This window comes from Chitinophaga sp., assembly GCF_039596155.1.
Lineage (GTDB): Bacteria > Bacteroidota > Bacteroidia > Chitinophagales > Chitinophagaceae > Chitinophaga.
In genome coordinates, this window is the sequence record NZ_JBCNKF010000006.1 from 128,527 (window position 1) to 152,079 (window position 23,553).

Below are 23,553 nucleotides of genomic sequence, written 5' to 3' on the forward strand. Positions count from 1 at the left end.
AGCTGTCAGCGTTGGTAATATGTCTTTGAAATGATTTGTGGTATTGCTTTTTGGATGTTGTTAGTTTTTGTTTTCCGTTCAGAAATCAGCACTGGGAATGAACTTTGTTTTATTTCTTTAAAAACTAATCACCATGTTACACTATACAATGTTCGCAGGTGATCCACCTCCGGGAGGCGTACCTGAAAAACAACCCATACAGACGCCTCCAACGAACCCAAATCCAGCCCCCGGTCCGGAAATTACACCTCCGCCATCACCAACGGGGCCTGAAAGAAACCCGGTTCCGAACGAGGTGCCTGATCATGACACGCATCGTACTCCTCCTAATCCAAAAGCATAACACATAAAACTCCAAAAATTATGGCAACGACAAAGACTCAAACTAAGAGCGGCACAGCGGCAAAAAAATCAACTGCAAAAAATGCTATGCCTGAATCTAAATTCCAGAAATTGTTCAATGATGAACTGAAAGATATTTATTGGGCTGAAAAAAATCTCGTAAAGGCGTTGGGCAAAATGGCGAAAGCTGCCACTTCTGAAGAGCTGGCCAATGCTATATTAGACCACCAGGAACAAACAAAAGGTCATGTTGAAAGGCTGGAACAGGTATTTGAAATGCTGGGACAGGCTCCCAGAGCAAAGAAATGTGAAGCGATGGAAGGCCTGATCGCAGAAGGACAGGAAGTAGTTGACGACACAGAAGAAGATACCGCTGTAAGAGATGCGGGCATCATCATCTGCTCACAAAAAATAGAACACTATGAAATCGCTGCATATGGTAGCCTGCGTACACTCGCACATGTCATGGGTAATGATGATGTAGCTGCGGTATTGGAGCAGACCCTGGGTGAAGAAAAAGAGGCAGATAGTCTGCTCACACAAATAGCGGAATCTTCTATCAATGAAGAAGCTTCTGCAGAATAGTATATTTTCTTACTAATCATTGAAAACCCTGAGAGGCTCCTGCATTACAGAATGTACGGAGCCTTTTTTAAGGGTTAAAACTGAAGTTATGGATTTAGTCGCAGAAGCTATGGCCACAGCAAAGGCTGTGAAATTGAGATATGTAAGATCCGGTACGCCCGGTTATTCCCGTGTGAAAACAAAAAATGGCTTTTATTACCAGGATCAGCATGGAGATAAAATTACGGATGAAGATACCCTGCACCGCATCCGGGGATTAGTAATACCACCCGCCTGGCAGGATGTGTGGATTTCTCCTTATCCCAACGGCCACCTGCAGGCTACAGGCATCGATGCCATGGGGAGAAGGCAGTACCGATATCACACCACATGGGCAAAAGTTCGGAATGAAACCAAGTACGACCGCCTGCTACATTTTGGGGAGAAACTACCGCAATTGCGCCGCCATATTGACAATGCGTTGAAAAAGAAAATCCTGGATAAAGAAAAAGTAATCGCGATTGCTCTTAGTGTAATGCAGGAAACATTGATTCGGGTAGGTAATGTTGCTTATGAAAAACTATATGGCTCTTACGGCCTTACAACCTTACGTGATCAGCATGTGAAAATAAGTGGGGGTACCGCCTTCTTTAAATTTAAAGGCAAGAAAGGGGTCATGCATCAGATCACACTGAAACATCGTCAACTCGCCAGATTACTACAAAAAGTACGTGATATTCCCGGGCAGGAGCTATTTCAGTACTATGAGGGAGGGGAGCACAAATCTTTAGATTCAGGAGACATCAACGAATACCTGAAAATATGGACAGGAGAGGACTTCTCCTGCAAAGATTTTCGCACCTGGTCGGGTACCCTGCATGCTTTAAATCTGCTGGCAGATCTGACCCCTTTCCAATCGCAGCATGAGTGTAAGCAAAACCTGCTTGGGATTATCGACAGTGTTGCCGGAAAACTTGGAAATACCAGGGCCGTGTGTAGAAAGTATTACATTCATCCCCGTCTCGTGGAAGCTTATGAACAATGTCAGTTAGGCCCCTACCTGGATGCATTGAAATCTGGCCGGGAAAAATCCCCGAAAGGAGGATTGCATAATGATGAGAGAGTACTATTGAAATTTATGAAAGACGGACGATCGTAAATAACAATCGTCCGTCAGTCAATAAGTTTAAGTAGTTATTAATTAGGCAAAGATCAACTGATCTTCTCTGTCTTCTACCGGTATCTTCTGGATAAATTCATCGAAACCTGATTCTTCGTGCGTGCTATAAGCCCCATAGGCATCCAGTACATAGCCAATTTCTCCTTCCTTGTCCTCGATAAGATACAGTACAGACATATCGCCCGGATCTGATTCTCCTTCGAACCGGTAGGTTTTAATGATCTTCAACTCATCAGGGTTGTAGATCTTTTGTTTTTCTTTATTCTGCAACCGGCCGTGGTCACTCATTACCAACTCATGATCAAGACCCTTATTGTGCAGTTTTTCTAACACTCTGGTAAGTGTTGTCATTTCACCTGGCTTTTCCATAAACAAAGGTTTTTTTACAGATGAAAAATCCAAAAGCCGTGCCATGGCATATCCTTTGGATGCCAATAAAAGTATAAAAATCAATAACTATGAGAGCGATATGGTCAGGAACGATCGGCTTCGGGCTGGTCAATATTCCGGTAAAGTTATATAGCGCTGTTCAGGATAGCAGGCTCGACCTGGACATGCTTGATAAGAAGGATCATGCACATATCAAATTCCATCGTGTAAATGAAGATACCGGTAAAGAAGTACCGTGGGAAAGAATAGTAAAGGGATATATGTACAATGACGAATACATCATATTGGAGGATGAAGATTTCCAGGCAGCGAGTCCTGAGAAAACTAAGATTATCTCTATTGAATCCTTCGTGGAGGAAACAGAAATTGATGATATTTATTTTGAAACACCTTATTTTATTGAACCTGAAAAATCAGGGGCAAAAGCTTACGCATTATTGCTGAAAACGCTTCAGCAGACAGGTAAAGCGGGTATTGGCCGGTTTGTATTGCGCACCAGTGAACATGTTGTAGTAATTCGCCCACGCGAAAATTATCTGCTGTTGCATCAGCTCCGTTTCCAGGAAGAGATTCGTTCTGCAGACGAACTGGCATTGCCGGCAGGTACAGCGGCAAAAATTCAGAAGAAAGAACTGGATATGGCTATAAAGCTGGTAGAGAGTTATACGACTGAATTCGACATCAGCCAGTTCAAAGACGAATATCATGCAGAACTCCTGAAAATTATCAAACAAAAAGCCAGCGGTAAAAAACGTAGTGTGAAGAAAATGAAGGTCGTGCATACAAAGAGCACGGATCTGTTTAGTCAGCTGAAAGCCAGTCTGGGAAATGGCAAGCGGGCATCGTAAGCATCTACACTAACCAGCCTAACAGCAGGCAGGCTAATACAATGAAAGGAGAGGGGAGGCGAGAGAAAGTTAGTATAGCCAGTGTACTCAGGGTGATCAGGATATTATACCATGTGGGAGTAATAGCCATGAACAACATGAAGGTGGCTGCCCACATAATGCCAACTACTACTGCATTGATGCCTTCCAATGCACGGTAGATAACTACATATTTTTTCAGGTTCGTCCAGATAGGGAAGAAGAATAATACCAGTAGCAGACTAGGTAAGAATATAGCTATTGGAGCGAGCATACAGCCCAGTAACTGGTAACCTGGCCCCAGATTATGCATCACCATACCGCCTACATAAGCAGTAATAGAGAAAGTTGGACCCGGCAAAGCACGCATAATACCTGCACCGGTTAACAGCTCCTCTGCGCTCATAAACGCCGATTTTGCACGGGTTACATATTGCTCCAGCATCATTGCAATCAGGATATCACCACCACCAAATACAAGGCTGCCGAAACGATAGAAGTTTTCAAACAGGTTGAATGGACGACGGGTGATCCAGTTATGTGTACGTGCTACTTCGGAAAATACACCCGCGAGTATAAATAGTGTGGCGAATAACCAGATATTGGTCCACTGAATCTTTTTAGGTTGGTCTGGAATATCTGGAATACGCTTATTACTAAAGTTAGAGACAATACCGCCCAGGATAATCAAAGCGGGGAAGGTCCATGGAGACTTCAGGTAGATGGCCGTAAACAATGCTACTACCATGATGATAAAGGTTGCCAGGTTCCGGATACTGATACTGAAGGCACGTAAGCTACCAAATAGCAGGAAGCCTACCGCCATGGGTTGCACGTATTTGAAGATATCTGTATGCAGGGCTTTCTGATCAAAGTATTGTAACAGGAAGCTGAGAGATCCCATCAGGAAGCAGGCGGGTGCAATCCATATAAGTAAGGTAACGACTGCAAGCGGTACACCGCCACGTTTGTAGCCAATGAGGGTAAGTGTCTGAGAAGAAGATGCCCCGGGGAGCAGTTGACAGAAGGCATTGTATTCCATCAATTCCTGTTCTGTGACGTCCCGTCTTTGGTGGACGAATGTCTTCAACATCATTGCCAGGTGACCTTGTGGGCCACCATAGGCTGTTAAACTGTGTAAAAAGACAGCCCGAAGGAACGGAATATGACGAAGAAACACTATGTGGGAAATTACGGCTGCCCGAATTTCAATAAAATATTGAAGATATCAAACATTTATGCGACAAAAGGTTGCTTTTGTTGGGCTACCATGATATTTATCATGAAAAAAGCCGGCCACCCATGGCCGGCTCCTTAAAAATGATGTTACTTTTTCAATCCTATTTCTCTCAGGCGTTCATCCAGGTATTCGCCGGCAGTAATTGGTTCATACGCTCTCGGATGTTGTGCATCAATTGTACTTTCAAGGCAGTTCAGTGGCATTTCTGACTTGGGATGCAGGAAGAACGGAATTGAATAACGGCTGGTACCCCACAGTTCGCGGGGAGGATTTACCACGCGGTGAGTAGTAGATTTCAGCTTATTGTTGGTAAGTCTTTGCAGCATATCTCCCACATTCACCACGATCTGTTCAGGCAGAGAGGTGACCGGTACCCAGTTGTTCTGCTTATCAAGGATCTGTAAGCCGTCGGCGGAAGCTCCTACCAGCAAGGTAATCAGATTGATGTCCTCGTGTTGTTCTGCACGGATGGCGGACTTTGGTTCTTCCTTGATGGGAGGATAGTGGATCGCTCTCAGGATGGAATTACCGTTGTGAACAAACTTGTCAAAGTAATGTTCATCCAGGCCCAGGTACAGTGCAATAGCCTGTAAGAGGGAGATACCGGATGTTTCAAAAGCTTTATAAGCTTCAGTGCAGGTAGGCGTAAAAGCAGGTAGTTCTTTTACGGCTACGTTGTCTGGATATTCGTTGGCAATCGGATCGCCGTCTGTAACAGTTTGTCCAAACTGGAAAAATTCTTTCAGATCGGGTGCATCAAATCCTTTTGCGTGTTCCTTACCAAAGGAGGTATATCCACGTTGACCTGCCAGTTCGGGAATCTCGTAACTGCGCTTTACATCAGCTGGCAGCGTGAAGAACTGCTGTACATATTTATACAGGTCTTCAATCAGTTTGTCGGGAATACCGTGATTCTTCACTGCTACAAATCCTACTTCTTCGTAAGCTTTACCCAGCTGCTGCACGAAGGCTGCTTTGCTGGCGGCGTCGCCTTTTGTGAAGGCGGCGAGGTCTACAACAGGGATGGAGTGAGTTGTTACCATAGTTAATGCGATTTACATTACTAAGGTATTGAAAATGCCTATTTCAGTAATGCTTTTTCTTCGTTTGTGATATCAACCAGGGCATAGCGATCGACGCGGTTGATCAGCATTTCGTCCATGATGTCTACGATATTTTTGTAGTTGGCGTCGTTATCAGCTTTGATTAATACCATCAGTTTATTATCGCCGGTTTTTCTCAGGATGTTTTCTTTCTTTTTGATGATGGCCTCCCTGATATCGGCATAGGTAATGGTTTTCACGTCTTCAGGATGGTACATGCCTTCATAATATTTCACTGTATTATGCGCACCAAGCAGTACTGTCATGGCATTGCTTTCGGCCAGTGGTTGTGGTTTGCCATCTTCACGGGGCATGATAAGATCCATGGTTTTGGGTTGCAGCAGGGTAGTGGTCAACATAAAGAACGTGATAAGCAGGAATCCCAGGTCAACCATCGGGGTCATATCTACCCGTGTACTCAGTTTTTTAGCGCGCTGGCCACCTCTTTGTTTGCCAGTGTTGGATGGAGTGTTCATTTCAGCCATAACAAAAGATTTATAATATAGACGCGGCCGTAACGATATTCCATAAAAAAATAGCCCCGGATAAATTACCCGGAGCTATTCTAAATATTGTGCATATTAAAAATTAAAACTCTGCACTCTTAGGGGTTCTCGGGAAAGGAATAACGTCCCTGATATTTCCCATACCAGTTACGAACAATACCAGTCTTTCGAAACCTAAACCGAAACCTGCGTGTGGTGCGCTACCAAAGCGTCTTGTATCGAGATACCAGCTCATTTCCTCCACAGGTAATTTCATTTCTTCCATACGTCTTACCAGCTTATCGTAGTTCTCTTCACGCTGAGAGCCGCCTACAATTTCACCGATACCGGGGAAGAGAATATCCATTGCTCTTACGGTCTTGCCATCGTCGTTCTGCTTCATGTAGAAAGCTTTGATAGCAGCAGGGTAGTCTGTAAGGATCACTGGTTTCTTGAAATGTTTTTCTACCAGGTAACGTTCGTGTTCACTCTGCAGGTCTGCACCCCATTCTTCGATCAGGTAGTTAAACTTCTTGGATTTATTGGGCTTGCTGTTTTTCAGAATATCGATGGCTTCAGTGTAAGTGAGGCGTTGGAATTCGTTGTTCAGTACAAATTCCAGTTTTTCGATCAGTCCCATTTCACTTCTTTCCTGCTGTGGTTTTTGTTTTTCTTCCTCAGCGAGGCGGGCAGCCAGGAATTCCAGGTCTTCTCTGTTATTTTCCAGGGCATAGCCGATTACAGATTTAATGAAAGCCTCCGCCAGGTTCATGTTATCTTCGAGATCATAGAAAGCCATTTCTGGTTCGATCATCCAGAACTCAGCGAGGTGGCGGGCTGTATTGGAATTCTCCGCACGGAATGTAGGACCGAAGGTGTAGATATCACCAAAGGCCATAGCTCCCAGTTCACCTTCCAGCTGGCCGGATACGGTCAGGTTGGTTGCTTTACCGAAGAAGTCTTCTTTATAATCGATGTCACCGTTTTCAGTGAGTGGTGGATTTTTAGGGTCCAGGGTACTTACGCGGAACATTTCGCCGGCACCTTCAGCATCAGAAGCAGTGATGATGGGGGTATGCAGGTATACAAAGCCTTTTTCGTTAAAGAATTTGTGTACTGCAAAAGCCAGGGCATGACGCAGGCGGAATACAGCGCCGAAGGTGTTGGTGCGGAAACGCAGGTGTGCGATTTCACGCAGGTATTCCAGGCTCGGGCGGTTCTTCAGCTGCAGCGGATATTTTTCACCATCACAGTCACCCAGTATTTCCAGTTCTACAGCTTTGATCTCTACGCGCTGGCCTTTGCCCAAAGATGGGATCACTGTACCCGACACGCTGATGGCTGCGCCAGTGGTCAGACGCCTGGTCAGTTCAGCAGAAACGGAATTCAGATCCAATACAATCTGGATATTATTATTGGTAGAGCCATCGTTCAAAGCTATAAACTGATTGTTACGGAAAGACCGTATCCAACCTTTTACCACTACGTTGTAGTCTGTTTTTTCGTCAAGCAGTATCTGCTTAACCTTCGTTCTTTGGCTCATATATATTATATTTTAGGACTGCAAATTTAAGTGATAGGAAGCATACTGCATAACACCAGGTTACTACTTTCAGCCAGTTAATGGCTAAAAGGAAAATTTGGCCCCTAATCCCGGTTTCCAAATAAAATGTTAAATGTGGAGAAATACTGTCATCCCGGATTTGGCAGGAATGTTGCTGGCAATATGCGGGACCATATCCGGAGACAGGCTGTGGGCCGGTGTTTTCCTCCTTGAAACCGCTCTCCAAGCTGCCTCAGGGCCGGATTACAGGCTTTTCGTAACCTGCTTTTTTTTTGGATAATAGAGAAAGTTGTTTTAATCTTGCGTTACAATCTGTCTGATTAAGTTCAAATTTCCATCCTAATCGACAGTCCTAAACTCAACATTCCCTATCAGATTTAATAACCAGATTAAATTTATTGGACTCAAAAAACAATTATTTTGTAATTGGTGTATGTTGGTATGTAGTGGTACCCACCTTGCAACACTTCTAAAATTTGACAACACACGATGATGTACGACATCTTACAACTGAACGACATGCTCGTTCCTGAGCTGCTTGACATTGCAGAGAAACTGGATGTGCCAAACGCCAAAAAACTGAGCAAACAGGATCTTATCTACAAAATTCTCGACAAGCAGGCAGTAATGGCCTCAGAAGGTAACCCGGCCAATGGAGAAGAAAAGAAAACACGTAAACGGAAATCAACAAAGAAAGAAGACGAACACGATCACGAAGAACCAGTAATAGAAGCTGCATCAGATGAAAAACCAAAACGCGGCAGAAAACCTGGAACACTCAATAAAGCTAAAGAAGTTGAAGAACCTAAGGCATCCGAAACCAAACCCAAAAAGAAAAACTTCGATATAGACCTGGATAGTATTCCTTCCCTTACATTTGATGACGACGACGATGAAATCATCCCTCAGTTTACTGAAGACGAGGAGGATGAAGAGGAAGAAGTCATTACTAATACCAAGGCGCCTGTTGCTGCTCCTGCAAAGAAAGCAATAGAAGAGGATGACGAAGATGAGGAGGAAGAAGAGGATGACGACGACTTCGTAATGCCGGAAGAACCGATCGTGCCGCAGAAACAACGTTTCAACAACAAGCAGAAAGAACCTGCTTTCAATATAGAATTTGATGGTATTATTGTTAGTGAAGGTGTATTGGAAATGATGCCTGATGGTTATGGTTTCCTTCGCTCTTCCGATTATAACTACCTCAGCTCTCCTGATGATATTTACGTGTCTCCTTCACAGATCAAATTATTCGGTCTGAAGACAGGCGATACCGTTAAAGGTTCCGTTAGACCTCCGAAAGAAGGTGAAAAGTACTTCGCTCTCCTGAAAGTAGAAACGATCAATGGTAAATCACCGGAAGAAGTACGTGACCGCGTACCATTCGATTACCTGACACCACTGTTTCCTTTCGAGAAACTGAGACTTACTACTACCTCTAATAACTACTCTACCCGCATCATGGACATGTTTACCCCTATAGGTAAAGGTCAGCGTGGTCTGATCGTAGCACAGCCTAAGGTTGGTAAAACCATGTTGCTGAAAGAAGTAGCTAACGCAATCGCCACTAATCACCCTGAAGTTTACCTGATGGTAGTGCTTATCGATGAGCGCCCTGAAGAGGTAACCGATATGGAACGTAGCGTAAAAGCAGAAGTGATCGCTTCTACCTTTGACGAACCAGCTGAAAAACACGTAAAAGTTTCTGCCATCGCGCTTCAGAAAGCAAAACGTTTGGTAGAATGCGGACACGATGTTGTGATCCTGCTGGATTCCATCACCCGTCTCGCTCGTGCGCACAACACCGTAGCTCCTGCTTCCGGTAAAGTATTGAGTGGTGGTGTGGAAGCAAACGCTATGCAGAAACCAAAACAATTCTTCGGTGCGGCCCGTAAGATTGAAAATGGTGGTTCACTCACCATCCTGGCTACAGCACTGATCGATACTGGTTCTAAAATGGATGAGGTGATCTTTGAAGAATTCAAAGGTACCGGTAACATGGAATTACAACTGGATCGTAAGCTTGCGAACAGACGTATCTTCCCGGCTATCGATGTATCAGCTTCCTCTACCCGCCGTGATGATCTGCTCCTCGATAAGGATCATCTGAAACGCCTTCACATTCTCCGCAACCACCTCGCGGATATGAATACAGAAGAATCTATGCACTTCATGTTGCAGCACATGAGGGGGACTAAAAATAATGAAGAGTTCCTGATCTCTATGAACGGATAAAAGGACTTTCAAATATCAATAAAAAGAGCCTGTATCATTTTGATACAGGCTCTTTTTATTGAAAACGATAACTGTTTTTATAAACTTTACAGGCCTTGTTCTTATTCGTGACGGAGATTATTTAAGTTGTTTTAAATGCAGCAGTAAATCCTTCTTTCGTCGCTCGGCTATTTCCAGTGTTACGCCATTTCTCAATACCACATTTCCTCCTTCCATACTTACATGACCGATCTGACTCATCTGCACCATTTGCAGATTATTGACCTGGTAAAATTTCAATGTGCTGAATAGATCCGCATAGTACCTGAATGGACGGTTCGACTGTACCTGATGATGATCATCCAGGTAGAATATTGTCTTATCGCCTGATGCTTCAAGATATCCTAAAGTTGATAAAGTAATCGTTTTATCATCCCCTTCTGCCTGTGGCAAGACCAGCTCTGTACTTGTATTTCGTCCGTTATTGAAGTTTCCCAGCAACACTTTATACCTGTCTTTACTCTTCCCGGCAGTCAGCCTTGCACTGATGATATCAATAGCTGTTGTTAAGCTTTCCCTGTCTATAGGTTTTAAAATAATTTCTACTTCGCTGAAGCGGATGGTATGTAGAAATTTTTTTTCAAACGCGGTGACAAATATAGCTTCGAACGGAGACACATCCTGTGTACCTAATAGTACATCGAACCCAGTCCCATCAGGCATTTCCAGGTCGAGAAAAACCAACTCGGGCTGAAATTCCCGGATGGTACCAATACCATCTGCACAGTCAGAAGCTGTAGCTACAATTTGCACCTGCGGACAATACTTTTCCAGCATCAGCGAAATGATGTCCCGGCTATTGCGCTCGTCATCTATAATTACAGCCTTTATCATAAAAAGTCTAAAGCGTAGTAGTTGGCTTACAATTGGGGAATAAGTATCCGCACAATAGTACCACTTTCCACAGAATTTTTCTCCGATTTATCAATGATGTCTATGTAAATTCCAGTGTTGTACATTTTGTTGAGCAACTCAGCACGGTTAGAGCTGATCTCCATACCGGAAGACTGGTGATGCTTTGGCAGCTGACGCATGGATTTAGATCTGTTGATGCCGATACCATTATCTTCAATCAGGCACTCCAGCATATCCGGCTCGACCTGGTTAAATTGTATCTGCAATTGTCCGATATGGTGCTGGGAATTCGTCATCCCATATTTTACAGCATTTTCTACATAGGGTTGCAGCAACATTGCGGGTATTTCCAGTTCCGCGGTAGCAATGAGCGGATCTACCAGCAATTCATATTCCATCTTATTTTCAAACCGCATTTTTTCCAGGCCGAGATATGTATTGAGATATGCAATTTCATCTGCTAAGGATATGAAATTGCGTCTTGAGAAATCCAATGTTTTCCTGATCAGATAAGAGAAATCGGACAGATACTTCTGTGCATATTCATAGTCGCGCTGCATCACGAACAGCTGTATAGAATTGAGACAATTGAATATGAAGTGTGGATTGATCTGCGCACGGATTGCTTTTAGTTCTATCTCCGTCAGTTTTTTATTGTATTCTGTTTCCAGGTGTATTTTACGTTGTTCTTCCAGTTCCTGTTTCTTGCGAAGAATTTCAGTGGTCTGTTCTTTTACAAGTTCCTCCAGCTGCTCATTCAGCTTATGTTGCAGTTCTTTGTTTTTGTTCAGCTGTTTGATCAGCAATTCCTGGGTACGTGTTCTCTCATGATGTACCAGCTTATTGCGGTAACTCAATCCGGCCAGGAAGAACATAGATTCCAGTAATACACCTAAGATGATCAGCAGGGAAGGAGCAGATAATTCCCCCAGTGCACTGATCAGGCCCAAAGGCCTTATCAGCATGAGGAAGGAGCCAAAACTGGCCATATAGAAACACAATGACCCAAACAGGAAGAACCGCACCAGTGGATGATGGCGGGAACGCTTGGCCAGCGCTGCAAATACTGCCAGCAACGGGAGGAGAGTAGCGAGATACACATAACTGTAGATCATGCCTGGCACCTGATACAATCCCCTTGCAATACAGTAAAAGCAGATAATGATGATACCGCCAATGCAGGAGGCGAATATGTTGAATGACCTTTCCATGAGCGGATAACGTTCCTGCAGGTTGAGGAAGGATTTTCCGAAGGCGAGGTACATGAGATAAAAGCAGAATAACAATGCCGGTACATCCCAATAATATTTCAGCATAGGCCATTTATAGAACACGGATAGCTGATAGGGTTTACTATCCAGTCGTAATGCGAAGAATAAGATCAGTCCCAGCATATAGGCCGCAAAGTATAAATAGGAGCGATCCGGCAGTTGAATGTAGTTAATGATGGCTATGGTAAGGCATACCAGCAGCATACCCAGCAGCATAAATATCATGGCTGCCTCGTTGCGGAAGTGGGCTAATATGGTATTCCGGAAGTTGTTGTATTGCATGGCGTCGTACAATACAGGCATGAGGGGGTTCTCATTAAAGAACTGATTATTGATATGTAAATAAAAAGTACGTGTTTGCCCCGGAGGCACGGTAACAGGAAAAGCATAATGTTCCCAGCGGCGAATATCGTCCCTGTCCAGCATCATACCGGTCTGCACCAGCAGGCGTAACTGCTGACCTTCCTGTACGTACCAGTACATATGATCATGCCACCCTGCAAAGAGAGAGAGTACAGAATCTTCACTACCGGTATTTTTTACAGATAGTCGCAGCCAGCAATCGTGCCCTTTACCATTATTTTTCTTTGAATCGTGGAAAAGGGTGTTATTGTGGGTGAAATTTAAGTTAGGTATCTGTTGTGGTGTTACCTGTCCCTCCATATCTTCCATGCTCAGCAACCAGGGCCGCAGGTCCAAACCGGGTGGAAGATTATCGAAATCTGCTGCCAGCGTGTCTTTTGCGGTTATATTGCCCTGGGCAGTATTGGAGTAACAAAACAACAGTAATAAGAAAAAGATCCGAATCACTGTATAAGTATAAAAATTTAAAGGCAACCATCAATAGCTTTTGCCAGCGCATGGTCTTTGTCGGTGACAATATCCCCGGCATCATGTGTGCTCAGGTAAATCTCCACCTTATTATAGACATTGTTCCAATTGGGGTGATGATCCATTTTTTCAGCTATCAGTGCCACTTTTGTCATAAATGAAAATGCCTCTTTAAAGTCTTTGAAATTAAAGGCACGGTATAATTGATTGTTTTTCTCCTGCCACATAACAAAAAGATTTTAACCATGAAACAATTGAACTGTTCATGCAATAGTGTGATTCGGTGAGGAAAGCCGGTTGGTTCCGGTTAAAAGATGAGGTTCATCTTATTTTCGAGCTTTCTAATATCCAATAAAGATACTAATTGTACCGGCTCTACATGACGTAACTGGCCGATTAATTTTTTGACATCCTGCAACTGGTAATAATCTCCTTTTATGAGCCAGAGATAATCTACATTTTTCAGTTCCGGGAGCAGGAATTCTGCCTGGCAGTGATTGTTGTAGAAATAATGAGCAGCCGATTTGGTCGGTTCTTCAAATTCGAACACACTGAAGTAAAACGACCGCTGGTTTTTGGTCAGGTTGATTTCAAGCGAATTGTTGACCCTGAAATCGTAGTGCAGATCCCGATTTACCTGCCAGCACACCTGATAATCCCGTGCAGAAGACACGATACCAATTAAATGGGTCGATCCGAAGAAGTCTTCCACTAATTGGTCCTGATCCAGTTTTAGTTTGAGTACTGACATGCTAGTAGGTTGACTAGTAGTAGGTTGATGTTCAACAGCGTCTCTCATTGTAATAAAACCATTTTTCCCGGCGGACGCCAAAGTACACCTTTTAAGGTTACGGATTTGTCACACTTAACGGGCACTTTCCGTGCCAAGAACAGAAAAAGGCTGTCGATCTCAGCCTTTTTCTTTATTATTTAACTTCCGGGCATCCAGCAGATCGGTTCTGCGGGGTTCCGGAACTTTTTCGTAGTCGTATGGACAGTGTCTGCAACCATTACCACAGCAATACCCTCTTTTCAGGAGAAAGGCGGCAGTGAGTACCAGGTACCCGTCATCATTATAATAAAAATCAATTCCCTCCTTCAGCTGGGGCTGCATCCGACGGTAATTTTATAGATCGCCAGTCCATTGGCTGTTCCGGCAGTCTGAATTTGAGGTAACGGATCGTTCTGCCATCTTCCAGGTGCATTTTTTCGTAAAATGTCTTGATCTGTAAAAGTGCAGGTACTTCCGATAAGGCATAAATATCGGGAATATCTTCTATTAAAGTACAGCCACTATGTTCAATTACTTCCTGGGTGAAGGCATATAGCTCCGGAGAATCCGTTTTCAGGTTGATGGTGCCACCCGGTGCCAGCAGTGGTTGATACAATTGTAAAAACTTAGGATGGGTCAGTCTTTTCTTGGATTTAGACTGACGGAGGAATGGATCGGGGAAGGTGATCCATATTTCGCTGATTTCTCCCGGGGCGAAATAATTATTGAGTTTATCGATCTGTGTACGGAGAAAAGCCGCGTTATTGATCTTTTCGTCAATAGCAGTCTTAGCACCCCTCCAGATACGATTACCTTTCAAATCTACGCCCAGGAAGTTCCTTTCCGGGAAGCGTCTGGCAAGTCCGATCGTATAATCTCCCTTACCACAGGCAAGCTCCAGGGTAAGCGGATTAGTATTCTTATAGAACGACTGCCATTGGCCCGGCATACCTTCCGGATAGATCAGTACGTTCGGGAATGTCTCAATTTCTGCGAAACGTTGTAATTTTTTCTGTCCCATTTGGGTGCAAAAGTAAGAGAATTTGGAAACTGCATTCTTCCTGAGTGGAAGATGATGGGATTTTGGGGCAGGATAATTAAGGGAGAAAGGGGGGGCTGCGTAGAAGTAATAAAACAAAAAAGCTGTCCCGCGTGAACGGAACAGCTTTAAACCAAGGCTGTAGGGGGAGGACTCGAACCTCCACGGGGCAGTTAGCCGCAGCACAAATAAGATTAGTGGTCAACCCATTATGCTGTGTTTATCCTGGAATCCCCACCCCCGAGACAAGAGGGCATGTCTGCCAAATTTCATCACCCCACAATTTTTAAGAACTTCTCATTCCTTTTTCGCAACTTCGACCTCAGTTTTTTTGACGTCTGCATTGTTTTGAATGATTATTATGATGCAAATCTAAAGACATAACGGTTTTCTTGCAAATTTTTTAAGAAAAATTTTTGAAAATTCGATATTTTTCAAATATTTGCATGTAATTTTAATGCATTCAAAAACAAATTGTAAAAATGAGCCACAATTTGAATATTGACAAACTCGATTTGCAGATCATCAGTGAAATGATGCATAATGCAGAAATCTCCTACGCTGACCTCGGGAAGAAGCTTTTCGTTTCCGGTGGCACGATCCACGTTAGAATGAAGAAACTACAAGAACTGGGTATCGTTAAAGGTACAAAATTACACGTAGATTTAAAAATGATCGGATACGATGTGATTGCCTTCATCGGTATTTACCTTGAAAAAAGCTCCATGTATGATACTGTGGCTAAAGAACTGCGTAAGATACCTGAAATGGTACGTCTGAACTATACGACAGGTAGTTATAGCATGTTCGCAGAAATTATCTGTAAAGACATTACGCAACTTCGCCGTATACTCCACGATGAATTACAGAAGATAAAAGGTATCGAACGCACCGAAACACTGATATCCCTGGAAGAGAGCTTTTATAGAACTATCAACGTTGTGGAATAGGCCACCCCATGATATTTTCCCCTTCCCGTCAGCCATCAACAGCAGGGGAGGGGAATTCTAACTCTCATATACATATTTTATGGTTACAACAGAAATCGCCGACAAGATCAAGCGTCTTGAAGAGAAGTATGCTGCTATGGGCCAGGACCTGTCTTCCTACCTGGATGGGCTGCTCTATGCCGACTACCTGACATATTGGGATTATATCCAGCTGGACGTGTTGCTCAATCTCCAGCATCCACGAACCCCCATACCAGACGAGAACATCTTTATTATTTATCATCAGATTACCGAACTGTATTTCAAACTTACTCTTCAGGCTATCGAGCAGATTAGCTTTGCGCCTCAGCTCACCGTAGCAGGGTTTAAAACACAGTTGAAAAGGATTAATAATTACTTCCGTAACCTGATCAACTCATTTGAGATCATGGTAGATGGTATGGACAAAGATCAGTTCCTGCAATTCCGCATGGCCCTGTTGCCTGCCTCCGGCTTTCAGAGCGGCCAGTTCAGGAAAATAGAAATTTGTTCAACAGAATTGGTAAATCTTGTCTATCAACCACAGCGTCCTGGGCTCATGGGAGCTGAACTGGAAAAAGTATTGGATCAGATTTACTGGCGGAGTGGGGCCACGGAATTGTCGACAGGCAAGAAAACACTTACCCTGAGGCAGTTCGAACTGAAGTACATGAGTGAGTTCCTGCAACTGGCCACCCGCTACAAGGATAATAATATACAGGCGCAGTATCGCCGGTTATCTCCTGCCGATCAACAGGAAATCATACCTCTTCTTAAAGAGTATGATACCAATATCAACGTCCGCTGGCCATTGATGCATTATAAGTCAGCTGTGCGCTATCTGAACCGCAAGCCGGAAGATATAGCAGCTACAGGTGGTACAAACTGGCAGAAATACCTGCCTCCCCGCAATAAGCGCATTGTATTCTTCCCTGAACTGTGGACAGAAGAGGAATTGGAAAACTGGGGAAAAGAATTATAAAACATTCAGAAAAAGGGGGATTCTCTAACAGGAATGCACCATTTTCAAAAAAGGCGGCAAATAATACATGGCCGCCTTTTTTCATGTATATTATCGGGCGAGATAGCCGCCGTCCACAGGGTAATAAGAACCTGTGACAAATGATGCCGCAGGGCTACTTAGGAACAGCACCAGCTCGGCTACTTCTTCCGGCTTGCCCAACCTGCCTATCGGATGTAATGCCGCCAGCTGATCAATAGCTTCCTGCGACATATTCTTTCCTAAAAGGGGGGTATGAATAAATGCGGGACCAACTGCATTCACACGGATATTTTGTTGTGCATATTCAATGGCTGCATTTTGTGTAAGGCCCACTACACCATGTTTGGCCGCTACGTAAGCAGATGATTGGGCAAAACCGACAGCACCCAGAATAGAAGCAATGTTTACGATCACACCGCCGCCATTTTCCAGCATAGCCTGGATCTCCGATCGCATCCCATAAAATACACCATTCAGATTCACTCCAATCACTTTTTCCCATTCAGCAATGTCATACTCACCTACAGGAGCTGGTTTGCCACCAATACCTGCATTGTTACAGGCGATATCCAGTTTGCCATAATGAGATTTGATTTGTTTAATCAGACTGTCCCATTGCTCAGCATTGCCTGCATCTGATTTAATGAAAATCGCGTCTCCGCCATTCTTTTTGATGGTGGCTACTACATCATTTCCTCCCTGTTCATTTAAGTCCGAAACGACTACTTTAGCTCCTTCCCTGGCATAAACGAGTGCAATTGCTTCGCCGATGCCTGATCCTGCGCCTGTTACAAGCGCTACCTGGTTGTTCAGTGCTCCCATAAAATGTAATTTTAAAAGAATATGCGTTGTAACAAACAAATTTAGGGCCCGGATATTGAAGTAATATAGAAGTTGACTAATATTTAACATTTTTATTGGCAGCGCCCGGTGCTTCTATAGAAAAAGTTAAACTAGTTTTCACGAAACTCCCAGCTATCGTACAATTAAACTATTTTTCATAAGTTTGCATAGAACGGTTTGCTTTCACATGAAAAAAGCCATCCCGGCTTTAGCCAGAGCCCAGGGTACAAAATTGATAAATGTTCTCCTTTAGCACTTTTGCATTTGTGAATGCGCAAAGCACAAACTTACCTTTCAAGCAAGACTATAATAGTATTTTTTAAATTGTGATATGGAATACAATACCACCCGTAACCATTTGATTATGAAGGAGTATGGACGGAACATCCAAAAGATGATCGAGTACGTCCTGAGCATACAAGACCCAGATCACCGCCAGGCCAATGCAATGGCGCTTATCGAACTCATGGGAACGCTCAACCCCCACCTCCGCAATGTAGAAGACTTCCGGCACAAGTTATGGGATCACCTGTTTCTCATCTCCGATTTCCGATTAGATGTAGAATCACCTTACCCCATTCCAACGCGTGAAACCCTGAAAGCAAGACCTGAAAGATTACCTTATCCTAAAAAGTATCCCCGCAACCGACATTTTGGTAAAAATCTGGAAATGGTAATTGATAAAGCCATTGCTGAGGATAATACTGAAAAGAAGGAAGGGTTTACGCAGTGTATTGGTAACTACATGAAACTGGCCTATAGCAACTGGCATAAAGAAAGTGTGCATGACGATGCAATCAAGGCTGAACTCACCAGTATTACCAATGGCCAGCTGGACTTCCATGCAGGCTTTAATACAACGGCTCACGCAAGTGCGGTAATTGCTGCAACAAGTCCAAACTTTAACACCAATGCTGAATTTGTTCGTACATCCAGCAACAATAGTGGTGGTAGCAATAAGAAGCGTAATTTCCAGCAACAGAATAACTTCAAAGGCGGAAAAGCGAAGAACAACAATAACAATAAGAACCAAAAATATAAAAACAGGAACAAGTGAGTAGTGCTTTTGAAGTAAGAGGTGGCAACCGCCTTAAGGGGGAAATTGTACCCCAGGGTGCCAAAAACGAAGCTTTACAGATTGTCAGTGCTGTTTTACTAACTCCCGAAAAGGTAACTATCAGCAACATCCCGGATATTTTGGATGTAAACCTGCTGATAGAGTTATTGGGCGATATGGGTGTGAAGATTAACAGGGTCAGCCGCGATACCTGTGAATTCCAGGCCGATCAGATCAACCTTCCTTACCTGGAGAGTGCAGAATTCAAGAAGAAATCAGGACGACTGAGAGGTTCTGTCATGATAGCTGGTCCATTATTGGCCCGCTTTGGCAAAGCCTATATACCTAAACCCGGAGGCGATAAAATAGGTCGCCGCCGCCTTGATACCCATATCATTGGGTTCGAAAAACTGGGTGCTCAGTTTGTATATGATAATGATGATAATTACTTCAGACTCGAAGCTGGCGATGGCGGACTGAAAGGGACCTACATGCTGCTTGACGAGCCTTCAGTAACAGGTACCGCCAATATCGTAATGGCTGCGGTAATGGCAAATGGTACAACTACTATTTACAATGCAGCCTGCGAACCTTACCTGCAACAGCTGTCCAGAATGCTAAACAGTATGGGCGCAAAGATTAGTGGGGTAGGATCTAACCTGCTTACAATTGAAGGGGTCACTTCTCTCAGCGGCTGTAGTCATCGTATGCTGCCTGATATGATTGAAATTGGGTCTTTCATTGGTCTCGCTGCTATGACGCAGAGTGAAATTACTATCAAAGGAGCTGGTGTGCAGCACCTGGGTATCATTCCGGAAAAATTTCGTCAGCTGGGTATTCAGCTGGAAATTCAGGGCGATGATATTTACATTCCTGCACAGGATAAATATGAGATCCAGACCTTCCTGGACGGATCTATCCTCACCATTTCCGACCATCCATGGCCTGGCTTTACGCCTGATCTGCTGAGCATCGTCCTTGTGGTGGCTACACAGGCATCAGGGAGTGTGATGATTCACCAGAAAATGTTTGAAAGCCGTTTGTTCTTTGTAGACAAACTGATTGATATGGGTGCACAGATCGTATTGTGCGATCCTCACCGTGCAGTGGTGATAGGCCTGGGCCGCCAGCACAAACTGAGAGGTATTACCATGTCTTCACCTGATATCAGAGCGGGTGTATCCCTGTTGATTGCAGCACTGAGCGCAGAAGGAAAGAGCACCATACAGAACATCGAGCAGATCGATCGTGGATACCAGTACATCGATGAGCGCCTGCGTAAGCTGGGTGCCGATATCAAGAGAGTATAAGTACAATTAGCTGTACGCAGAATACTATAAGCCATAAGCTACAAGAGACCAACTCCTGCTGCTTATGGCTTAATTTTAATCAGGAAACTATATTATGGCTAATAAGATCATTATTATTACGGCCCCTTCAGGAGCAGGGAAAACCACCATCGTTAAGCAACTGTTGTCAGAAATGCCGCAGCTGGAATTTTCCATTTCTGCTACAACACGCACAGCAAGAGAGAATGAGGTGGATGGAAAAGATTATTATTTCCTGACACAGGAAGACTTTCATGAGAAGATAGAAGCCCATGAATTTGCAGAGTATGAAATGGTGTATGCAGGTAAATACTATGGTACACTCAAATCAGAACTGGAGCGCATCTGGCAGCATGGCCGTACGCCAATGGTAGACATTGATGTAAAAGGTGCATTGAGTATCAAGGAACATTACCAGGACGCCGCACTGACTATCTTTATTCAACCACCCACGCTGGATGCCCTGAGGGTACGCCTGAGTGAACGTGGTACAGAAACCCAGGCATCGCTGGAAGAAAGATTGGGGAAAGCACGGTATGAGCTTTCATTCTCTCACCAGTTTGATGAAATTGTGATCAATGACCAGTTAGCAATCGCACACGCAGAAGTAAAAGCGCTGGTAGAAGGCTTTTTGAAATAATCGCATTGTCGGGGGCTTACAGCCCCCTTCCCAAATTATCTGCACACTATTTGCAGTCAGGAAATTCGTTATTTTTGATAAATATGGAAACTTATACACTCCCGATACTGGCATTCCTGGTATTGCTGGCAGGTTTCTTTGCCGGGTTGGAAACAGCCTTCGCCAATGTGAATAAACTAAGCATTGAGCTCAAGAAGAAACAAGGACGCGCTACCGGAAAGATCCTCGCCAGTTTTAATGATAACCCCTCTCGTTTTCTGGCAACCAGCCTGCTGGGCCTTACAATCACTATTGTAATCTATGGCATTCTGTTCGCCGGGTTCTTTCAGCCCCTTTGGAATAAAGTGCTCTCCCCCCAGGAAAGTACCAGCTACCAGCCCCTGTTGTTATTGATGGAAGTGCTGCTGGCTACCCTCATCCTGCTTACGTTCGGCTTCTTCCTGCCCCGTGCCATATTCCGCTCACGGCCGGAAGGATTACTTAGTTTCTTTGCACTGCCTATCTCAGTGATTTCAAAGCCACTGTTTGTAGTAGGCAGTCTGCTCGTATCAGTTTCCGAGTGGATCCTGAAATATCTTTTCAATGTTAGAATTATAGAAACGGCTACATCTTTCCCCCGGGTAGATGTGGAGCATTTTATACGCCAGTCGCAACAACATGTAACCGAGAATCAGGAACTGAATACAGAGTTGTTCGAAAATGCGCTGTCGCTGGCACATGTCAAGATCCGTGGTTGCCTCATTCCGCGTAAGGAAATAGAGGCACTGGAAATAAACAGTCCTATTGCACAGGCACAGCGGAAGTTCATGGATACCAAACTGTCCAAGATAATTATTTACGAAAATACGATCGACAATATCCTGGGATATATTCACCAGCTGGATATGTTCAAAGGCCCCGGGGATATACAGGCTATCCTGCACCCAATCCTGGCAGTACCAGAAACGATGAGTGCCATCGACCTGTTGGGCAAGTTCAATAAAGAACGGAAAAGCATTGCCTGGGTAGTAGATGAATTTGGCGGTACAGCAGGTATCGTAACTATCGAAGACGTACTTGAAGAGATATTCGGAGAGATCAAAGATGAACACGATGAGGAAGAATTTGTAGACAAACAGATCGCTGAAAAAGAATATATCTTCTCTGGTCGCCTGGAACTGGATTACCTGAATGAGAAATACGGTTTTGATTTTCCGGAAGATGAAAGTGAAACGCTCTCTGGCTATATCATCAATCATCACGAGACCATTCCTCGCCAGAAAGAACGCATTATAATCAATGATTATGAGTTTGAAATTATTAATGTGACAGAAACACGTATCGAAATGATCAAGATGAAGGTACTCGGTTAAGTAAAGAGTATCATGTACTTATCCACATCTGGATAAAATGACGGCTTTTTTTGAGATAAAGTTCATTTTTAGTTGCTTATTTGTCAGGTATTTAGGAGAACTTACTAGTTTTTTATAAAATAAAAGAAATCAGGTGTTGATATTGTGATATTTTTTTTAATATATTTGCATAGTAATTAAGCATCTGACCTGCTAAAACGATTTAAAAAAAAGTAGTAGGGAATTAACACGGATTTTATACATTTGCTACAGATGATGTAACACAATGATTTGATTTTTGTTAAAAGGATGTAAAAAAAATTGTTACAACATTGATAATAACATAATTCTTTACTATTTTTGTAATAGAAATTTAAAAGTGACCAGAAACACGGACTATTTTGAAAGCTTGCCATCAATCGAATAGAAAGTGATACTGGAAACTAAAGACATTCTCGAATTCAACTTTTTTGGGGTTAACAAACAATGGATGAAAGGCCGGCTCTTGATTCTTCTCGGGCTGGCTCTCTTTTTTTAAGCACCTTTTGTTGCTGCTAAATCGTTAACCTTATATCAACTTCTTTGCCAGTCTATACAGTACTCTTCCCCCTCTGCATTTAAATCACATTAAAACCATCCGCTTTACTCTGTTTTCTTCCAGGCAACAGCTATATTTGTGCTCCTTAGGAAATAATGTTTAACTCAGCCTGACAAACAGATATGTTCAAAAGAATTTTTGCAAATAACAACGAGAAAGCGGAGATGACTTTCTTTGACCACCTGGAAGAACTACGAGGGCATCTGTTCCGCGCTGCTGTAGCAATTGTGGTGTTTGGTATCATAGGTTGGGTGTATACAAATGAAATATTGGATAAAATCGTATTTGGCCCTACCAACAGAGATTTTCCTTCCTATATCGCACTGTGTAAAATTAGCCACGCAACCGGGCTGGGAGATAAACTTTGTATCACCCCGGTAGATATCGTCTTTCAAAACCATGTGCTGACCGGTCAGATCATGCTCCAGTTCAAACTGGCATTTATTGTCGGCCTGGTATTGGGATTCCCATATATTTTCTGGGAATTCTGGCGCTTTGTAAAACCTGCGCTGAAAGAAAAAGAAGTGAGAGGAGCAAGAGGCATCATCTTCTGGGTATCTTTCCAGTTCTTTTTAGGAATCTGCTTCAGCTATTTCCTGATGGCGCCGTTTACGATCAACTTCCTGGCTGGCTATACCGTGACAACCAAAGCAGTTAACCAGTTCTTCATAGATGACTACTTCGACCTCATGACCCAGATCGTGATCGGTATGGGCGTATTATTTGAGTTACCCGTACTCATCTTCTTCCTCACCAAGATCGGATTGATTACGCCTACTTTCCTGCGTACCTACCGTCGTCATGCAATAGTGATTATCCTGGTACTGGCAGCAGTGATTACCCCTCCGGATGTGATCGATCAGCTGATCGTGTTTACTCCTTTATATTTGCTGTATGAAATCAGTATCTATATATCTGTTAGAGCACTGAAAGGTATGGAGGATAAAGAAAAAGAACCGGAAATAGAAGAGTGGTCCTGATAAAGCGTAACGGTTTCACTGTTTAAAAG

At 43.5% G+C, this 23,553-nt stretch carries 24 protein-coding genes; 12 read left to right on the plus strand and 12 right to left on the minus strand.

All coding sequences use genetic code 11. The features are described from left to right. The first annotated feature begins 133 nt into the window (after nt 1-133). The 3 genes from ABDW33_RS07925 to ABDW33_RS07935 all read left to right on the plus strand — a co-directional run bounded on the left by ABDW33_RS07925 (nt 134) and on the right by ABDW33_RS07935 (nt 2,065). Nucleotides 134-343, plus strand: a complete 210-nt coding sequence (locus tag ABDW33_RS07925; RefSeq protein WP_343689523.1) for a hypothetical protein — start codon at nt 134-136, stop codon at nt 341-343. A gap of 20 nt (nt 344-363) precedes the next feature. After that, complete coding sequence (locus tag ABDW33_RS07930) at nt 364-927, plus strand: ferritin-like domain-containing protein (RefSeq protein WP_343689524.1); 564 nt, start codon at nt 364-366, stop codon at nt 925-927. Between the two features lie 88 nt (nt 928-1,015). After that, on the plus strand, nt 1,016-2,065 hold the full coding sequence (locus tag ABDW33_RS07935; RefSeq protein WP_343689525.1) for a DNA topoisomerase IB: 1,050 nt from the start codon (nt 1,016-1,018) through the stop codon (nt 2,063-2,065). Nucleotides 2,066-2,107: 42 nt separating this feature from the next. Here ABDW33_RS07935 and ABDW33_RS07940 read toward each other — a convergent pair whose 3' ends face one another. Continuing rightward, complete coding sequence (locus tag ABDW33_RS07940; protein ID WP_116853252.1) at nt 2,108-2,455, minus strand: hypothetical protein; 348 nt, start codon at nt 2,453-2,455, stop codon at nt 2,108-2,110. A gap of 89 nt (nt 2,456-2,544) precedes the next feature. Here ABDW33_RS07940 and ABDW33_RS07945 point away from each other — a divergent pair, with 89 nt between their 5' ends. Next, nucleotides 2,545-3,324, plus strand: a complete 780-nt coding sequence (locus ABDW33_RS07945; protein ID WP_343689526.1) for a Ku protein — start codon at nt 2,545-2,547, stop codon at nt 3,322-3,324. A gap of 4 nt (nt 3,325-3,328) precedes the next feature. Here ABDW33_RS07945 and ABDW33_RS07950 read toward each other — a convergent pair whose 3' ends face one another. The 4 genes from ABDW33_RS07950 to asnS all read right to left on the minus strand — a co-directional run bounded on the left by ABDW33_RS07950 (nt 3,329) and on the right by asnS (nt 7,713). Further along, nucleotides 3,329-4,522, minus strand: coding sequence for a chromate transporter (locus ABDW33_RS07950; RefSeq protein WP_343689527.1), 1,194 nt, complete (start codon nt 4,520-4,522; stop codon nt 3,329-3,331). A gap of 146 nt (nt 4,523-4,668) precedes the next feature. Next, nucleotides 4,669-5,625 carry a 2-oxoglutarate and iron-dependent oxygenase domain-containing protein gene (locus tag ABDW33_RS07955; RefSeq protein ID WP_343689528.1) on the minus strand — a complete coding sequence of 319 codons (957 nt, stop codon included), beginning with the start codon at nt 5,623-5,625 and terminating at the stop codon, nt 4,669-4,671. A gap of 38 nt (nt 5,626-5,663) precedes the next feature. Next, nucleotides 5,664-6,170 carry a biopolymer transporter ExbD gene (locus ABDW33_RS07960; RefSeq protein WP_343689529.1) on the minus strand — a complete coding sequence of 169 codons (507 nt, stop codon included), beginning with the start codon at nt 6,168-6,170 and terminating at the stop codon, nt 5,664-5,666. 103 nt (nt 6,171-6,273) lie between these two features. Then, complete coding sequence (gene asnS, locus ABDW33_RS07965; RefSeq protein WP_343689530.1) at nt 6,274-7,713, minus strand: asparagine--tRNA ligase; 1,440 nt, start codon at nt 7,711-7,713, stop codon at nt 6,274-6,276. 513 nt (nt 7,714-8,226) lie between these two features. Between asnS and rho the strand changes: the two genes are divergently transcribed. Beyond that, nucleotides 8,227-9,969 (plus strand): transcription termination factor Rho, encoded by a 1,743-nt coding sequence (gene rho / locus ABDW33_RS07970; RefSeq protein ID WP_343689646.1) that lies wholly within the window; start codon nt 8,227-8,229, stop codon nt 9,967-9,969. A 117-nt stretch (nt 9,970-10,086) separates the two neighbouring features. Here rho and ABDW33_RS07975 read toward each other — a convergent pair whose 3' ends face one another. The 6 genes from ABDW33_RS07975 to trmB all read right to left on the minus strand — a co-directional run bounded on the left by ABDW33_RS07975 (nt 10,087) and on the right by trmB (nt 14,758). Continuing rightward, complete coding sequence (locus tag ABDW33_RS07975; protein ID WP_343689531.1) at nt 10,087-10,842, minus strand: response regulator; 756 nt, start codon at nt 10,840-10,842, stop codon at nt 10,087-10,089. Between the two features lie 26 nt (nt 10,843-10,868). Continuing rightward, nucleotides 10,869-12,944: a histidine kinase gene (locus ABDW33_RS07980; RefSeq protein WP_343689532.1), complete on the minus strand. Its 2,076-nt coding sequence runs from the start codon at nt 12,942-12,944 to the stop codon at nt 10,869-10,871. 17 nt (nt 12,945-12,961) lie between these two features. Further along, on the minus strand, nt 12,962-13,192 hold the full coding sequence (locus tag ABDW33_RS07985; RefSeq protein ID WP_343689533.1) for a 4a-hydroxytetrahydrobiopterin dehydratase: 231 nt from the start codon (nt 13,190-13,192) through the stop codon (nt 12,962-12,964). Between the two features lie 80 nt (nt 13,193-13,272). Next, nucleotides 13,273-13,716, minus strand: coding sequence for an IPExxxVDY family protein (locus tag ABDW33_RS07990; protein WP_116853262.1), 444 nt, complete (start codon nt 13,714-13,716; stop codon nt 13,273-13,275). Between the two features lie 159 nt (nt 13,717-13,875). Further along, nucleotides 13,876-14,079, minus strand: a complete 204-nt coding sequence (locus ABDW33_RS07995) for a DUF5522 domain-containing protein (RefSeq protein WP_343689534.1) — start codon at nt 14,077-14,079, stop codon at nt 13,876-13,878. Continuing rightward, nucleotides 14,051-14,758, minus strand: coding sequence for a tRNA (guanosine(46)-N7)-methyltransferase TrmB (gene trmB, locus ABDW33_RS08000; protein ID WP_343689535.1), 708 nt, complete (start codon nt 14,756-14,758; stop codon nt 14,051-14,053). The genes ABDW33_RS07995 and trmB overlap by 29 nt, the downstream gene beginning before the upstream one ends. Before the next feature lie 500 nt (nt 14,759-15,258). Here trmB and ABDW33_RS08005 point away from each other — a divergent pair, with 500 nt between their 5' ends. After that, nucleotides 15,259-15,726 carry an Lrp/AsnC ligand binding domain-containing protein gene (locus ABDW33_RS08005; protein ID WP_012788686.1) on the plus strand — a complete coding sequence of 156 codons (468 nt, stop codon included), beginning with the start codon at nt 15,259-15,261 and terminating at the stop codon, nt 15,724-15,726. 79 nt (nt 15,727-15,805) lie between these two features. Beyond that, the gene (locus ABDW33_RS08010; RefSeq protein WP_343689536.1) at nt 15,806-16,726 is read left to right on the plus strand and encodes a tryptophan 2,3-dioxygenase family protein; all 921 of its coding nucleotides are present in this window, start codon (nt 15,806-15,808) and stop codon (nt 16,724-16,726) included. A 90-nt stretch (nt 16,727-16,816) separates the two neighbouring features. On the opposite strand, the gene ABDW33_RS08015 is transcribed toward ABDW33_RS08010, so the two are convergent. Then, nucleotides 16,817-17,569 carry a glucose 1-dehydrogenase gene (locus ABDW33_RS08015; RefSeq protein ID WP_343689537.1) on the minus strand — a complete coding sequence of 251 codons (753 nt, stop codon included), beginning with the start codon at nt 17,567-17,569 and terminating at the stop codon, nt 16,817-16,819. Between the two features lie 352 nt (nt 17,570-17,921). Between ABDW33_RS08015 and ABDW33_RS08020 the strand changes: the two genes are divergently transcribed. From ABDW33_RS08020 to tatC, 5 genes are all read left to right on the plus strand, one after another. Beyond that, the gene (locus ABDW33_RS08020; protein WP_343689538.1) at nt 17,922-18,647 is read left to right on the plus strand and encodes a DUF4290 domain-containing protein; all 726 of its coding nucleotides are present in this window, start codon (nt 17,922-17,924) and stop codon (nt 18,645-18,647) included. Then, complete coding sequence (murA, locus tag ABDW33_RS08025) at nt 18,644-19,957, plus strand: UDP-N-acetylglucosamine 1-carboxyvinyltransferase (RefSeq protein WP_343689539.1); 1,314 nt, start codon at nt 18,644-18,646, stop codon at nt 19,955-19,957. Before ABDW33_RS08020 ends, murA begins: the two co-directional genes overlap by 4 nt. Nucleotides 19,958-20,051: 94 nt before the next feature. After that, a complete protein-coding gene (gene gmk, locus ABDW33_RS08030; RefSeq protein WP_343689540.1) occupies nt 20,052-20,615 on the plus strand; it encodes a guanylate kinase in 564 nt (187 codons plus the stop codon). A gap of 83 nt (nt 20,616-20,698) precedes the next feature. Then, on the plus strand, nt 20,699-21,967 hold the full coding sequence (locus ABDW33_RS08035) for a hemolysin family protein (protein WP_343689541.1): 1,269 nt from the start codon (nt 20,699-20,701) through the stop codon (nt 21,965-21,967). 699 nt (nt 21,968-22,666) lie between these two features. Then, a complete protein-coding gene (gene tatC / locus ABDW33_RS08040) occupies nt 22,667-23,524 on the plus strand; it encodes a twin-arginine translocase subunit TatC (protein WP_343689542.1) in 858 nt (285 codons plus the stop codon). Nucleotides 23,525-23,553 lie beyond the last annotated feature (29 nt).